Origin of the sequence: Mycoplasma paraquilae, from assembly GCF_048284415.1 — a bacterium.
Classification (GTDB): domain Bacteria; phylum Bacillota_I; class Bacilli_A; order Mycoplasmatales; family Metamycoplasmataceae; genus Mycoplasmopsis.
Window position 1 is genome coordinate 1 of the sequence record NZ_JBLVZU010000007.1, and the last position, 15,704, is coordinate 15,704.

Consider the following 15,704-nt stretch of genomic DNA (forward strand, 5'->3'; position numbering starts at 1 on the left):
AACCATTGTCAGAACCATTGTCAGAACCATTGTCAGAACCATTGTCAGAACCATTGTCAGAACCATTATCATCGTCTGCTTCTGAATCATCAATAAATTCATAATCAGGGTCACTATCTTTTAGTTCTTTAATTTCAGCTTCTAATTTTTTAATTTTATTATTTAGTGTCGCATTTTCTGATTCTTTAGTTTTTAATTCTGATTTTAAATTATTAATAGTTTCTTGCAGTTGTGTAATTTGAATATCATTATTTGGATTTTCATCTTTATTTTTCTTTTGTAATTCTTTAACAGTTTTTTGAGCGCTTTGTAATTGCTTATTAATGCTATCTTTTTCTTTTCTTAAGGCATCAAATTTAGCTTTTAAATCAGCTGCCTTTTGAATTAATTTATCTTTTTCTTTTATTTTTAAGGTCAGTTCATCAATTTTAGCTTGTTTTTTATCACCATCAGGTAAGCAACTTGCCGCAACTGTTGGGGCAACTATTATCGAGGTAATACCTAAAGTTAAAAATGTTCATTTAATTCTTCTCATATTTTTATTGTACATTAGATACTGCTATAAGTCAGAAAATAGAATAAAAAATGTGGAAATAGCTTTTATTTCCACATAGCATTTTATAAGTATGATTTTTTGATTGGGAATTCTTGAGTTAAGTCAATAACCTGGGCTTTTAATTGAGCTAATTTTTCTTCACCTTCAGGAGAATTTAAGAAGTCTAAATTTCTAAGTGCATAATCAATGATGTCACACAATTCTTGTCACTTAGTAAATCCTCTACTTGTCATAGCAGCTGTTCCAAGTCTTATTCCACTTCCAAGAGTAGGTGAAAGTGTATCGAAAGGAATAGTGTTTTTATTAATTGTTATATTAATCTTTTCAAGTAGGGTTTCAGCTTGCTTACCATTGATATTGTAAGTTTCTAGTACATTAACCATAAATAAATGGTTATCAGTACCACCTGAAATAATAACTGCTCCTTTATCTTTAAAAGCTTGACAAAATGTTTGAGCATTAGTAATTATATCTGTAGCATATTGTTTAAACATAGGTTGCATTGCTTCATAAAAGGCTACAGCCTTTCCAGCAATAGCATGAAATAAAGGGCCACCTTGATATCCTGGGAATACTCAGCGATCTACCTTTTTAGCAATTTCTTCATCATTGGTCATAATAATACCTCCACGGCCACCGCGTAGGGTTTTATGTGTTGTAGAAGTAATAATATCAGCATATCCAACAGGTGAAGGGTGTAATCCTGCAGCAATTAATCCAGCAATGTGAGCAATATCAGCCATTAATTTAGCTCCACATTTGTCAGCAATTTCTCTAAATTTAGCGAAATCAACTGTTCTAGAATACGCTGAATAACCACAAATAATTAAGTCAGGTTTTTCAACTAATGCTTGTTGTAAAATTGCATCATAATCTAATAGGCCATCTTTAGATAACTCATAAGAAACTGAGTTGTAAAAGATTCCGCTAAAGCTAATTTTGTATCCGTGTGTTAAGTGGCCTCCACAATTAAGAGCTAGACCCATTATCTTCCCACCAGAAGGTACTACTGAAGCAATTGCAGCAGCATTAGCTACAGATCCTGAATATGGTTGCACATTAGCATATTTAACGCCAAAAATAGCTTTTAAACGATCAATTGCAGCTTGTTCAACTATATCAACATTTTCACAACTTCCATAGTATCTTCTGCCAGGGTATCCTTCTCCATATTTATTAGTTAGCACTGAGCCTTGAGCTTTAAGAACGTCTTCTGAAACATAGTTTTCAGAAGCAATTAATTCAATATGATCTTGTTGACGTGCAAGCTCATTGTTAATTGCATCTTGCACAACTTTGTCATGTAATTCTAAATTCTTATACATCTATTCTCCTTTTTTATTGAATTTGGCATCAATAAGTGAAATTATTTGTTCAGTTCCCACAAAGCGAACTGTTGTGTTAACTTTGTCACCTTTTTGGAATTGATCAATGACTTTAACTGTTTGTAACTCATTTGCAGCATTATCAATTTGATTAATAAAATCAAGCGCAGGTGAAACATAATCATTTGCATCTAATTCAAAGGTAATATCAAGTGTTTTTAAAGGTTCTAAGTTTACAGTTTCAAATTTAAGTTCTGAGCTTTGTTCATTAAACATAGAGGTTAAAATTTCAGCATATAAAGTTCCATTTGTAGTGTCATATTTAGGGTGAATTTTTCCGATTCACCCTACCATTTGGTCATGGAAGATAATTTCAGCTGAAGCATTTGGATGAATCATTTCATTATCTGCTAATGGAACAAATTTTAAGTCTTTTCCAGTTATGTTAATTAAATCAAGTTGCATTTGTCTAAATGATTTAGTGCTACTTGCAATTCCATATACCATAACATTGTTATTAATCATCCCTTTTTCAAAGATGTTAATATCATTCATCTTACGTTTTAAGTTGTATTCAACTACTCCAGCAAGTGAAGTTACAATTGAATTTCTAACTACTTCACGTTCTTTGGATACGTAAGTTTGTAAAACTTGATTAGTTGTAAAGTTAAATGGATTGAATTGTGCTTTTTCATGTGAAACCAAGGTAAATGTTCTAACTTCTGAATATCCTTGAGCCACAAAGTTAGCTGGTGTAGGATTAGCTTTCATAGTTTTAAGAGGTATGCTTGGTAAAATTTCTTCTCCGATACCATCATAAGAATAGAAACGTAAAATTTCTTCAATTACATCTTCCATCACATTAACATCATATCTATATTCAGGAGTTGTAATATTGCTTAAATCACTAGATAACTTAAATCCTAAATTAGCCAGAGCTTGGTAAGCAAATTCTAAACGCTTAGCATCTAGCTTTCCTCCATAAGCAGCTAATTTATCTAGTTCAAATTTAATCGTTTTAGCATTATTTTGAGGTACATTAGCAAACTGATTTTTACTTGGTTGCTTTAATAAAGCTTGGGCTAAAGTTTTCATTCCTTGATATGCTAAATGCTTTGTAATAGGTCTAGAAGCTTGAGCACCCGCAGGATTTGAAGTCTTAATTTCTCTTAATGTATGTCTAATTTCACTAGGCACAAAGGCTGCAACTTCAAATAAGAAGTTTTTTGTTTGTTCACTAATTTGGTATGAATTTAGCACGCTAACACCTGCAAGTGAAATTAAATCATTATTAGCATAAATAGCTAATACATCTTTAACTAAGATTTCTTTATCTTCAACCGTTACATTTCCTGAGAATTTTTTAGCGCTTAAAGTTGCTTGAGTTGGTAATTTATCCAAGTCATAAACTTGAGCAGGAGTTCCTGCCATTAGAAGTAAAATATTAGCTACATTATTAGCTCATGATTGATTAGTATCAAAACCATGTTTAGCTAGTAACATTTTATCAGTTAAAGCAATATCACTATCTGGTGCAGTTACCGGAAGATAAAACGCATCATTAATTGCCTTGTTATTTAAGTCTATTTTTAAATCAGTAACAAATTCACTGGCATTAATTCTTGTATCCATTAATTGATAATTTACTTCTGCACCATAATATGCAGCAAGTTCACGAGCTAACACAAAATAACTATTAGCATCATTACGATTAGCTGTAATTGAAATTTCAATTAAATAGTCATCTAAACCTAATTTTTCAATCGGGTCATCGTTTAATGAAGCAAAGCTTGGATCAAAAGTTACAATTTGATCCTTTTTACTCAATAATTTTCAATCATAACCAATTTCACTTCAAGCTCCAAACATACCTTGTGAAGGTAAACCTTTCAATTCTACTTCACTAAAAGTAAAATCACCTTTACTTGCTCCAATCGGGAAGCAAATTGTTAAGTCTCCAGGTTTTAAAATTCGATTGTTAGTTTGAATTGTATATTGCCCTGATTTAGTTTTTACTTCAACTACATCTAAGCGATCACTATTTGGGTTAGGCTTTACTGAAAGAACTTCACAAAATTCCAACCCTTTAACATTACTAAAAGGTTTTACTTCTTCAACCTCAAATCCGATGCTGTTTAAGGTTTTTTCTACATCACTTGCAGAAAGCTTAACTCCTTTAAGTAATGAATTTAAATGATTTAGCGAAATTAACATTATGCCTCCTTGTTAGTATCTCAATTGATTGCTGTGATACCTTTTTCTATTAATTTATCGTTGATTTCTTTAAAAATATGTGAGTTTTCAAAACCTTTTTTATAGCTAAATGGGCTTGGATGAGAAGTTATGATTAAATTGTCGGGTGCAATTGGTAAATTTGTAACAAATTTAGCAGCTTGTTTACCAAGAGCCACTACAATAACATCAGGATTTTGTCTAACTACTTGTGATAAAACTTCGTGTGTAAATTTCTCTCATCCAAAAGTAGCATGTGAATTAGCTGCTCCTTCAGAAACTGTTAGCACTGTATTAAGTAATAAAACTCCTTGTTTAGCTCAAGAAACTAATGAAGTGTTATCTAATTTAGCATTTGGATAATCTTTCTTAATTTCTGTAAAAATATTTCTTAAAGAAGGTGTTAGCTTTCCATTACCAGTTGAGAAAGCTAAACCATCTGCATAACCAACAGTATGATATGGATCTTGACCTAAAAGGACAACTTTTGTTTCATGGACTTGGAAGAAATCAAATGCATGGAACATATCCATTTGGTGAGGTAAAACTTGTGATTCTTTTTCAGCCACTTCTAATTTATTAATGATTATTTCGAAATAAGGTTTCTTACCTTCGGTTTGTAAAATATTTAAAAAACTATCTTTCATGTCTAAATTGCTCCATTATTCTTAAATCATTTCTGTATAAATCTCTAATATCATTAAATCCGTATTTAATCATTGTAATTCTTTCAATTCCAAGACCGGCAGCCAATCCATTAAATTCTGGATCAAAACCAGCCATTGCTAAAACATTTGGATGTAGCATTCCAGCACCTAAAATTTCAATTCATCTACCTTTGTAAAGCACATCAACTTCCACACTTGGTTCAGTAAATGGGAAGTAGCTTGGTCTAAGTCTAATTTCAACTTGTTCTTCTAGCACGTATGAAAGTAAATCTTTTAGGGTTCAAATTAAGTTTCCAAAAGAAATTCCTTTCCCTACCGAAACAATATCAACTTGAGTAAATTGGTGTGAGTGAGTTGCATCATCTTCATCATTACGATATACTTTTCCAATGGCAAAAGTTGAAAATATTTTATTTGGATTTTCAGCCAAAACTTTAGCAGTAATTCCTGTGTTATGTGTTCTTAATAGTGTAGTTGGATTAAAGTATAAAGAATCATGCATAGCTCTAGCAGGGTGATCACTTGGAATGTTTAATCTTTCAAAATTAAATAGATCGGTGACAATTTCGCCTTCTTCTTGTTGATAGTAACCATGTTGGTAGAATCATTCTTTTAATCTGTTTTCAACAATTGTAATAGGATGTAAACTAGCTGGCTTACTTAAAGGTGCAGTCACATCAATAAATTCAGAATTAACTTTAGCTTGAATTTCTAATTCTTTAATTCTATTTTCAGCTTGTTCAAAGAAGTTATTGTATGCTGTTTTAAGTTGATTAATTTTAGCTCCAAGTTCTTTTTTCATTTCTACTGGTGCAGCTTTTAATTCATTTTGCAACTGGGCTATTTCACCTGTGGCACCAAAGGCTTTTGCTTTAGCTTGTTTTAAGTCTTCTAATGTATTTATAGTTTCTAATTTAAGCTCCATTATAGCTCCTTATTTTTTTTAATTAAATTTCAATATTTTTCTATATTTAATTCATTTGAATTTTGTTGAGGTCAATAAAACTGCATGTTTTTAATTTCATTAGGTAGATATTGTTGCTTCACATAGTTATTAGCATAATCGTGCGGATATTTATAATCATTTCCGTCTCCTAATTTAGCAGCTGATGCATAGTGAGCATCCCGTAAGTGCTTAGGAATTTCATAAACTGCTCCAGATGAAATAAGTTGTTCTACCTGGCTAATAGCTAAATATGATGCATTGCTTTTAGGTGATAATGCTAGGTCTAAAATAGCAAAGCCAATAGGTAGGCGTCCTTCCGGCATCCCTAAACGTTCAAAACTTCTAATAGCTTCCGCTACTCTAAGCGAAACATTAGGTGCAGCAAGTCCAACATCTTCATATGCCACGCAAAGCATTCTTCTAAATAATCCATCTAGATCACCTGATTGTAAAATTAGCATTCCTCAATATAAAGCAGCATCTGGATCACTCCCTCTTAAAGATTTATGAAATGCAGACAAATTATTATAATGAGCACTCGAATTTAAATCTGAATAAAAGTTCACGTTTGGCACAACTGTTTTAATCACTTCATCAGTTACTTCTTGTCCTTCATCAACACAGTTAGCTAGCATTTGTAAATTATTAATGCTAGAACGCAAGTCACCAGCTGATAAACGTGCTAGCGCTAGTAAATGAACACGCGACACTTTTAATTCTGGATAAGTGGATGCAACAATTTGTTCCAGTTTATTGACAATATCTACTTCAGAGATCTTATTGAATTGTAGAATTTGCATTCTGCTACGCACTGCTGGAACAACCTTAAAATAAGGATTCTCAGTAGTGGTTGCATATACAATTATCTTGTCAAATTCAACATATGATAACAAGATGTCCTGCTTATCTTTATTTAATCGATGAATTTCATCGATAATAATGCATTGGTTGTTTTCTAAAATATTTACAAGTTTTGATTTTGAGTCAACTGAAGCATTAAAATAATCATATTTTAATCCCAGATCATTTGCTAACGCTATTGCAGTAGATGTTTTTCCTGTACCAGCTTCTCCAAAAAATAAGAAGCTGCTTGTAATTTTATTTGCAACTACTTTTTTCAATAATTTTATGATATTTTGTTGGCCAACAATATCATTTAACGTCTGTGGTCTTAAGGCGTTTGCTAAGTTTTGACTCTTCATATAAAACCTCATTTAATTAAATATAAATATTTAATTCAATTATACAACACTATATATTTTTATGCTTTCTAAAAAGATTAATATCAGTCGGGCATAAAGTAGCATGTATCTTCCTTATTTGGCTAAATAAGCTGTTTGTTAATCAAAAAATATCTGGCATACAATTCCAGATATTTTTGGTTGAAATTTTCCAATAAGACTATTGGATTTTTAAGTTATGCATTAGATTAAATGTATTTAAAGCTCATGAAATTTTATTCAATATGAGGATTAAGTGCTCTTTGCATAAATTCATTTACGTATTCTTGAATTTTTTTAGCAAATTTTTCTTGTTCCTTTTTTGAAAGTTTAGCAGCTTTTTTAGAAATACTTGTTAGTTTATCTGACATTTCTTGAGCAATCTGCATTGCGTTTTGTGGGTTAGCTGTGATTTTTGTTATCATTTCATCAAAAACTGTTTTCATTTCTTTTGAAATGCTTTCAGAAGAAGCATCGGAGTTGTTGCATGCTACTGCTGATATTGGAAGAACAACTACAGTTGAACTAAGTCCTATACTTAATAATAGTTTTTTAAATTTCATATTTTCTCCTTAAATTATTTTATCAAAAACGATTTATTTTTGCCATTAATTGCTATTTATCTATTTCAAATTTATTATCAGAATTTATATGTTGCAAATTATAATATACATATTGAATTTGGCCCAATGAATCAACTTTTGAGATAAAAAAGTAATCAAGGTCATAATTGAACGAAAATAAAAAGTAAAATATTTTTTCTATTTCTTCATTATTGGCACCGAGATTTCTTCAAAATCTCACGCTAAATTGTAATCTTTGCAATCTGGATTTTTTATCTTTGGGATCGATATATCACGGCTCATATATTCTTATATTGAAGGATAATTTATCATATTGACTTTTTACATTTTTAAATGAGAATTTTTCAATTTGGTTTTTTCCTTCTATCAGCACTTGGTTTGAAATTATATCATGTGTAATATCTTTGTATAGGAGATATAAATTCCATGTGTTTATAGGAAGCAACATAAAGCCCATTCAGCAAAATACATTAAGAAATGTTATGAATCCACCTTTAACCGCATAAGTAAATGCTAAACATTGTGCAATTGCATAAATTATTCTAAAAATTGGCTCGCATATTGCTCTAATTTTTACTCTTCTTTTAAGGCATTTTAGGATAATTTCATATCCTTCATTATATTTTTTAATATTGCATATTACAGAATGATTTTCACTTATCTCTGTTCTTTTAGCTGTTGTTGGCATAACATACATTCGAGCTAATTTTAAATCTCAAAAGATATAAATATATGAATCTCAAAGCAATATAAGAACACATAAAATAAGTGCTATTCAAGAGAGAGGTGATTCCAGGTTACTTTTATAATGCATTCTTATCTCCAATTATTTTTAAATTCTTTATTTCTCTACAATATTGTTTTAGAAGAATCATTAAGTTAATATTTCATTTATTTGGCAATGAATAAAAAATCCCTATTAAACTATTTATGAGATGTTTAGGATACTAAGGCCAACACTTTTTACCTATTTTATGTACTTTGATTAGCTTTTGAAAACATCTTGTAAATTATTATAAATGAGAATAAAAACATTTTAATAAAATCGTAAAAAGTTTTCACATTTTGACTTTTGAGCCTATATGCTAGATAAAAATATGAAAAAAGTACCATTTCTAGTGCTTATAAATTGCTATATATTAGTTGATAATTTTTAGTTATAAAGAACATCATTTAATCGATATTATAATGTTTTCAAATCTTCATCTAGATTATTGATTAATTGTTGTATTATTACCTTTGTATCTGCAATTTGCTTATTTACTTCAATAGTTATTTTATCTCCTAGTTTAGTCATGTTTATATATGATTGAATAGTACGTGTGCGCTCATTAATATTGTTTAATTCATTATCAAGTTTTTCAATTGCGTTTTTTATCATTTCTCTATAAACAACATCAATCCCTTGCTCTGTGTATTCCTTAATAATAGTTTGTACATATCTTTCAATTTCATCCATAAACTTAGAGTTATCTTTAGTAGAATCAACATTCATATATCTGTTTTTATTGATGAAAATTGTTTTTCTTAAAGCATCTTTAAAAATTTTAGGGGTATTTGAATCTGATATTTTACTAATAATAAATAAGTCTTTAAAATTGTTAATCATTTGTTGATTAGTAACATTTTTTGTCTCGATATATGAACTAATCAAAAATTGCTTATCACCAATCGCAAATTCAGATTTATCCTTTACTAAGTCTGCAATAACTAGTCTTTCCGGGCATATCGATCCAGCAAGACACCCATTTGTATCAAAATATGAAAGATTAAGCATCTGAGTCATTAAAGTAGCCATCTTCAGATCTAAATTAACTTGTCAAAAAATATTTTCATTTTTTATTTTGCCTTCTAAATAGTTGATTCAATTTTTTGTTTCATTTGTATCTAATTGTTTTAGTAATTTCAACATTCAAAAGTTATGTTCGTATTCTGATTTTTCTTTTAGAAGTTCTGCAATCTTTGAATCTTGTTTGTGATTTGTTTTAGGTACATTTATATTTCGATTTCTATTTTCTTTATATTCATCAAAAATATAGCTGATTTTATTATCTGAATTAGTGTTGCCATTTTTGCCAAGGAATATTGCAATATCATTTAATTCATCAATAATTATATTTAGTTTTTCAAATCTATCACTAATTTGAGAATCATTCACAATACGCGCATACTTAGCTAAAAGCTTATTTGTTTGATCGATAATGCTATCTAGTTTCAAATATTTTGAATCATTATATAAAGCAGGAAAAGCTAACAAATTACTGTAAATTCCTTCATTTATATTGTCTACTGCAGCAGACACTTTGCTATTTAATTTTAAAACATTACTATCTTTATCAGTTTGATTGCATGCACAAGCAAAAGCAAGTGGTGTAATTGCTAATGGGACTGCAAAATAGAATTGTCATGTTTTCTTCATTTTTCTCCTTTTATCTTACATATAATAAAATTATAAAAGAGAGTTGAATAATTTTCTGCAATAAGCAAAAAGTTTCCACATTTTGACTTTTGCACCTAAGTGCTAGAGAAAAATATGAAAAAAGCACCTAAGTGCTTATAAGTTGTGGTATGGTTCTTTAATGTCTTTTAACACGAATTTATATTCAGGAAACATACCTGTTAAAATTTCATACATGTGTCATGCATAAACTTGTTCATCTAAATGAGGGACTTCTAAGATATTTGTCTTCATTTGATCAAAGACAATTCAGTCACTTCATCTAAAATCACTTGAAATGATTAAGTCTACCTGTGAGGCTAAATCGTTTATTTGACCAATATACCCGCTACCAGATAAAATGGCTACTGTAGTGTATTTATCATTATACTTATCAGCTGGCACATTAGTTCTAAATGCTGTTAAATGCATTTTATCTTCTAATATTTCTTTAAGTTCTAAAAGGGACTTATTCGCTTTAAACACAGCGCTAAAAGTCTGAGTTTTGTCTCAATCCATTGAGGCTTCTAAACCCATATATTTAACGATTTGATATGAAGTTCCATATGGATCACAATCATAATTAGTGTGCATTGAATAAGCCGTAATTTGATGTTTTCTTAATAAGTTTAGAATTTCACGTTTATAAGGAGCTTTTTTATCTTCAGCTAATCAAGTAGCTTCAAATTTAAATGGGTGATGGGTTAAAATCACATTGCAATCATTAGCAATAGCTTCTTGTAACACTTCCATTGTTAAATCAATAGCTAAAACTGCACCTTTAAAGCGTTTGCTTTGTACAGTTTTAACACTATATCCAGATGGATCTCAAATTTCTTTGTTTACATTTGGATACATTGAATTAACTACATTGATAAAATCTTTTATTTTTAAACTTTTTTCTTTACGCATTTTAGTTTTTTAAATAATCCTTTAAATTTTTGCCATGTTTAACATTGCTCTTTAATTTACGTAAAATTTTGTTTTCGATTTGTCTTACACGCTCTTTAGAAACTCCACCACGATCAATTGAAAGTTCTTCTAAGGAGTGTACTCTATATCTTTCACCATTTTCATCAACACCTACACCAAAACGTTTGCAAATTAATTTTCTATCTTCTGGGTCAAGTTCACTAATCATGTCATCTAGAATCTCGCTTAATTCTTCATGAGATGCATAATCAACTGGTGAAATGATATTTTCATCCTTAACAAAGTCACTAAATGATGAATCATTTTCTTTACCAACTTGTTTATCTAATGAAATTGGGTCAATATTAATTTTTCTAATATATCTAACTTTGGCAGCATCAAAGCCATTTCCATATTTATCTGCGATTTCATCATCACTTGGTTCTCTTCCTAATTCTTGTTGTAATTCACGTTCGATTTTAGAAATCTTATTAATTGTTTCAACCATGTGTACTGGTACACGAATTGTTCTAGCTTGGTCTGCAACAGCACGAGTTATAGCTTGACGAATTCATCAAGTAGCATATGTAGAAAATTTGAATCCTTTATTAACATCATATTTTTGAACAGCTTTTAGAATACCAGAGTTACCTTCAGAAATTAAATCAATAAATGAAAGACCTCTATTTTTGTATTTTTTAGCATTATTAATAACTAAACGTAAGTTTCTTTGGATAAGCTTATCTCTTGCTCTTTTTCCTCTGAAACCACCTTTTTCCATTTGTTCAGCTAATTTACGTTCTTCTTCTACAGTAAGTAATTCTCCATACTTACCAATTCATCTCATGTATCATTTAACAATATCATTTGTTTCAGTAAGTTTATTAGATAAATCAGCTTTTTTCTTTGGGGTGTCATTTAAATCCACTGCCTCAACATAATCAAATGATAAAGCGTCCAAATTAATATCTAAATCATCAGGTTCTTCAAAAAAGTTTTCATTTAACTTTTCATCATCTTCATCGACTTCGTCATCCTCATCGTCTTCGTCTTCTTCGATTTCTTCATCCGGAATCTTATAATAGTCTTCATCAACTTCATCATCTTCAACGTAGTCATCATCAACAAAATCATCGTCGTCTTTATCATCAAAGTCAATGTCCATATCATCACTGTCGATTTCTGGTAGTTCTTCATCTAAATCATCTTCTTCATCTAAATTAACAGTTTTAGATTTTTTGTTTTTAGATTTTGACTTGTTTTTAGCTTTATCTTCGTTGATTTCATCTAAGAAATCATCAGCAGAATAGTTACCATCCAAGTATTCTTCTTCGTCTTCTGCAATAATATTATTGTCTTTTAATTCTTCAAGAAAATCATCAAATTCAGCATCATCGATAAATAAATTTTTAGCTGCAAGAACTTCTAATAATTCATCTTGTGTAAAGTAATCCTTATGTTTATGCTTTAATTGTTGTTTTAGATAAGTTATCACTGTGTTATAGTCAAATTTATTATCCATACAACCCCCTTATTTCTTTTTTAGCGTCAAACGCTTATGTTTGTAGTTTATTAGCAAACTAATTTGATCCTGAATGTATGTAGGCACAGGTACATTGCCATTTTCTGGATATACAAATTTTTTAAATTTTTCTCATTCAGCCACTTGTTCATTTAATGCTGGCATGAGTGGAATAGATGAACCATTAGTTACTTTTGCCTCATTAATATTCTCATCGATGTAATCTTTGATAATTAAATTATTAGCAGTAGGATTAGTGTCAATTGTGTTTAGCATTGTATTCAATGATTGAGCAATTTGGTCAAAAATTTGCTTTGCATCTTGAGGTGTTTCAAGTCTAATAGTGTATTCATATAAGTCTTTAATAATTTCAGGCTGAGCAAAAATTAGTGCCACATCAGAAGTGCTCTTAAGCAATTCTAAAATATTTTCATTACTCATCGCTCTTATTAGCAATGCTAAGCGATTTTGGTTAGTTAATAAATCTACCTTTTCTTGATAGCTTTTAGCATGTTTATAATCCACCAATTCATCATCATTATGAAATACACCATAATAAGGAGAATTATCGAGCTCTTTTATAGTTAGCGTGTAATTATACTCTTTTTGCAATAAGCTAGCTATATACTTTTGTTGTTCAATATTGAGTAAATCTATATAAGACTTAAGCACTAAAATAAATTTAGAAAAAGCTTCATAGTCCTTAAGAGCATCCACTTTATGTATTTGTTTTAATTTCTCATAAATAAAGTTTACAGCTGATATTTGTGAATTTTTAATTAATTCTATTAACGTTTCAACTCCGTATGTATTTAAAATTTCATCAGCATCTTTTGAATAGTTATTTTCAATTAATGATACTGTAAAGTTATGTTCTAATAGAATTTTTACAGTACGAAGTGCTGCATCAATTCCCGCTGTATCATTGTCTAAAAATAAAATTACTTTGTTGTTTTTAATTAAGCTTAAATGTTCTTTAGTTAAAGCAACACCCATTAAAGCTACTACATTTTCAAATCCAGCCTTGTATAAAGCGATTGCATCCATAAATCCTTCAACTATAATAACTTCTTTTTTACTTGTTATGGATTCTTTAGCATTATTAAAGTTATATAAGATTTTAGATTTGTTAAATAATTCAGTTGCTGGTGAGTTTACATATTTAGCAACAGGGTGAGCTTCAATTGATCTACCTGAAAAACCGACTAATTCATTAAACTCATTTCTAATTCCAAATGTAACTCTATCCCAAAATAATTCATGTAAGTCGCTATTGATTAAACCAGCTTTTAGCATTAGTCCAGTATCATAGTTTAAAGATTTTAAATACTCAATAGTTTTATTTTGAGGCGCATAACCTATGTCAAATTTTTCACGAAGTATTGGATCATCCAATTTTCGAGTTTTTAAATAGTTCATAGCCAGTGGATTGGTTAAAACTTGTACTTTGTAATATGAATTAGTAATTGAAAGTAAATCAATTAATTCTAGAGTTTCTTGAGAGTAGGATTGAACATTTTGCAAATTCTTTAATGAGCTAAAGTCATATTGAATGCCAGCTCTTTGAGCTAAGAATTCAAGAGCTTGAATAAAGTTTCAGTTCTTAATCCGTTGTAGGAAACCTACAGCATTACCTGAGGCACCACAAGGGAAGCATTTAAAGATTTGCTTTTGGGGAGAAACTGTAAAACTTGGAGTAGAATCTTCATGAAACGGGCAAAGTCCCACATAGTTGTTTCCTTTTTTAGTTAAATTGATAAACTCAGAAATTACATCAACAATGTTAGAACTAGTAATTATCTGGTTTACTAATTCAGTTGGGATTCTTTTGTTTTCCATTCGTTCTCCAAAATTTTATCTATTTATGTGAGGCTAAAAATTCATTTAGCTTAGAGATTTCAACTCTAACTTGTTCCATTGTGTCTCTGTTTCTCAATGTTACACAATTATCTTCTAAAGTGTCATAGTCTACCGTTAAACATCAGTATGTTCCAATAGCATCTTGACGACGATATCTTTTTCCGATAGAACCAGCTTCATCATATGTAGCTGAAATTCCTTGGTCTATAAGACTAGCAAAAATTTCTTTGCTTGTTTCAGATAGTTTTTTAACCAGTGGTAAAACTGCCACTTTATATGGTGCAAGGTCATATGTAAATTTAAGCACAACTCTTGAATCATTTTCGGCAAGCATTTCTTCATAATATGCATCAGAAATAATTGCTAACATCAAACGATCGAGACCAATACTTGGCTCTATTACATAAGGAATTACTTTTGTATTGGTTTCAGGATCTAAATAATCAAGTGATTCACCTGTTGCTTTCATATGAGATGTTAAATCATAATTAGTACGATTAGCAACTCCTAGAAGCTCACCTCAACCAAATGGGAATTTAAATTCTATATCGCTAGTTGCATCTGAATAGTGAGATAGTTCTTCCGGTTCATGAGCTCTAATACGAATACTTTCTTGTTTGATTCCTAATTTTTGCACAAAATTATAAGCTTTATTAATGTAATATTCGAATCAATCATTTGCTTCTTCTGGTTTGGTAAAGAATTCAAGTTCCATTTGTTCGAATTCTCTAGTTCTAAAAATAAAGTTTCCAGGAGTTACTTCATTTCTAAAACTTTTACCTACTTGAGCAATACCAAATGGTAATTTAGCTCTCATAGTTCTTTGAACATTTTTAAAGTTAACAAAAATACCTTGAGCAGTTTCAGGTCTTAAATAAACTTTCGACTTAGCTCCTTCAATAACCCCTTGGGATGTTTCGAACATTAAATTAAATTTTTTAATTTCTGATCAATTTGTTTTTTCACCTTCGTATTCCTTGATGTGATCTTTAACAAACTGTGTCATTTCTTCAAATGTCATTTTTTCAGGAATAATGTTTTCATCATATTCTTGAATTAATTTATCAGCTCTATATCTTTTGCCATTAACTTTATTTTCGATTAATGGGTCAGAAAAATTGGATACGTGACCTGAAGTCACTCAAACGTTTGGATTCATTAATATTTTTGAATCAATTAAAAAGTTATTTCCCTCTCTTAAAACAAATTCTTTCTTTCAAGCGTTTGATATATTGTCTTTTAGTAAAGCTCCTAATGGTCCGTAATCTCATGTATTTGATAGTCCACCGTATATTTCACTACCTTGAAATACAAATCCACTATTTTTTAAATGATTTACTATTGTTTGCATTGAGTCTTTGTTATTTAGCATATTGCTATTTTACCACAATATTAAAAAATATTATTTTTTAATAACATATTTCTAGAAAAATGAAAATATT

The 15,704-nt window shown here is 29.9% G+C and carries 13 protein-coding genes; all 13 read right to left on the bottom strand.

From position 1 onward, the window contains the following. Window positions 1–550, bottom strand: a 550-nt coding sequence (locus ACNQ12_RS03335; protein ID WP_418042165.1) for a hypothetical protein, incomplete at its 3' end; no start/stop codon positions are given. Window positions 551–618: 68 nt separating this feature from the next. Beyond that, entirely contained in the window at window positions 619–1,881 is a 1,263-nt protein-coding gene (glyA, locus tag ACNQ12_RS03340; protein ID WP_416754929.1) for a serine hydroxymethyltransferase, read from the bottom strand. After that, the gene (locus ACNQ12_RS03345) at window positions 1,882–4,095 is read right to left on the bottom strand and encodes a phenylalanine--tRNA ligase subunit beta (RefSeq protein WP_418037290.1); all 2,214 of its coding nucleotides are present in this window, start codon (window positions 4,093–4,095) and stop codon (window positions 1,882–1,884) included. Beyond that, the gene (locus tag ACNQ12_RS03350) at window positions 4,095–4,760 is read right to left on the bottom strand and encodes a uracil-DNA glycosylase (RefSeq protein WP_418027324.1); all 666 of its coding nucleotides are present in this window, start codon (window positions 4,758–4,760) and stop codon (window positions 4,095–4,097) included. Before ACNQ12_RS03350 ends, ACNQ12_RS03345 begins: the two co-directional genes overlap by 1 nt. Beyond that, a complete protein-coding gene (gene pheS / locus ACNQ12_RS03355; RefSeq protein ID WP_416754925.1) occupies window positions 4,750–5,706 on the bottom strand; it encodes a phenylalanine--tRNA ligase subunit alpha in 957 nt (318 codons plus the stop codon). The genes ACNQ12_RS03350 and pheS overlap by 11 nt, the downstream gene beginning before the upstream one ends. After that, complete coding sequence (locus ACNQ12_RS03360) at window positions 5,706–6,929, bottom strand: replication-associated recombination protein A (RefSeq protein WP_418027327.1); 1,224 nt, start codon at window positions 6,927–6,929, stop codon at window positions 5,706–5,708. Before ACNQ12_RS03360 ends, pheS begins: the two co-directional genes overlap by 1 nt. A gap of 254 nt (window positions 6,930–7,183) precedes the next feature. Further along, window positions 7,184–7,510, bottom strand: coding sequence for a hypothetical protein (locus tag ACNQ12_RS03365; protein WP_418019169.1), 327 nt, complete (start codon window positions 7,508–7,510; stop codon window positions 7,184–7,186). A 52-nt stretch (window positions 7,511–7,562) separates the two neighbouring features. Beyond that, complete coding sequence (locus ACNQ12_RS03370) at window positions 7,563–8,345, bottom strand: hypothetical protein (RefSeq protein WP_418042167.1); 783 nt, start codon at window positions 8,343–8,345, stop codon at window positions 7,563–7,565. A gap of 369 nt (window positions 8,346–8,714) precedes the next feature. Continuing rightward, complete coding sequence (locus ACNQ12_RS03375; protein WP_418027330.1) at window positions 8,715–9,950, bottom strand: hypothetical protein; 1,236 nt, start codon at window positions 9,948–9,950, stop codon at window positions 8,715–8,717. A 135-nt stretch (window positions 9,951–10,085) separates the two neighbouring features. Next, window positions 10,086–10,880 carry a Nif3-like dinuclear metal center hexameric protein gene (locus ACNQ12_RS03380; protein WP_416754917.1) on the bottom strand — a complete coding sequence of 265 codons (795 nt, stop codon included), beginning with the start codon at window positions 10,878–10,880 and terminating at the stop codon, window positions 10,086–10,088. Window position 10,881: 1 nt separating this feature from the next. Then, entirely contained in the window at window positions 10,882–12,402 is a 1,521-nt protein-coding gene (locus ACNQ12_RS03385; protein ID WP_416754915.1) for an RNA polymerase sigma factor, read from the bottom strand. A 9-nt stretch (window positions 12,403–12,411) separates the two neighbouring features. Next, complete coding sequence (dnaG, locus tag ACNQ12_RS03390) at window positions 12,412–14,241, bottom strand: DNA primase (RefSeq protein WP_418019172.1); 1,830 nt, start codon at window positions 14,239–14,241, stop codon at window positions 12,412–12,414. Window positions 14,242–14,260: 19 nt separating this feature from the next. Continuing rightward, window positions 14,261–15,634, bottom strand: coding sequence for a glycine--tRNA ligase (locus tag ACNQ12_RS03395; RefSeq protein WP_416754912.1), 1,374 nt, complete (start codon window positions 15,632–15,634; stop codon window positions 14,261–14,263). Window positions 15,635–15,704: the final 70 nt, after the last annotated feature.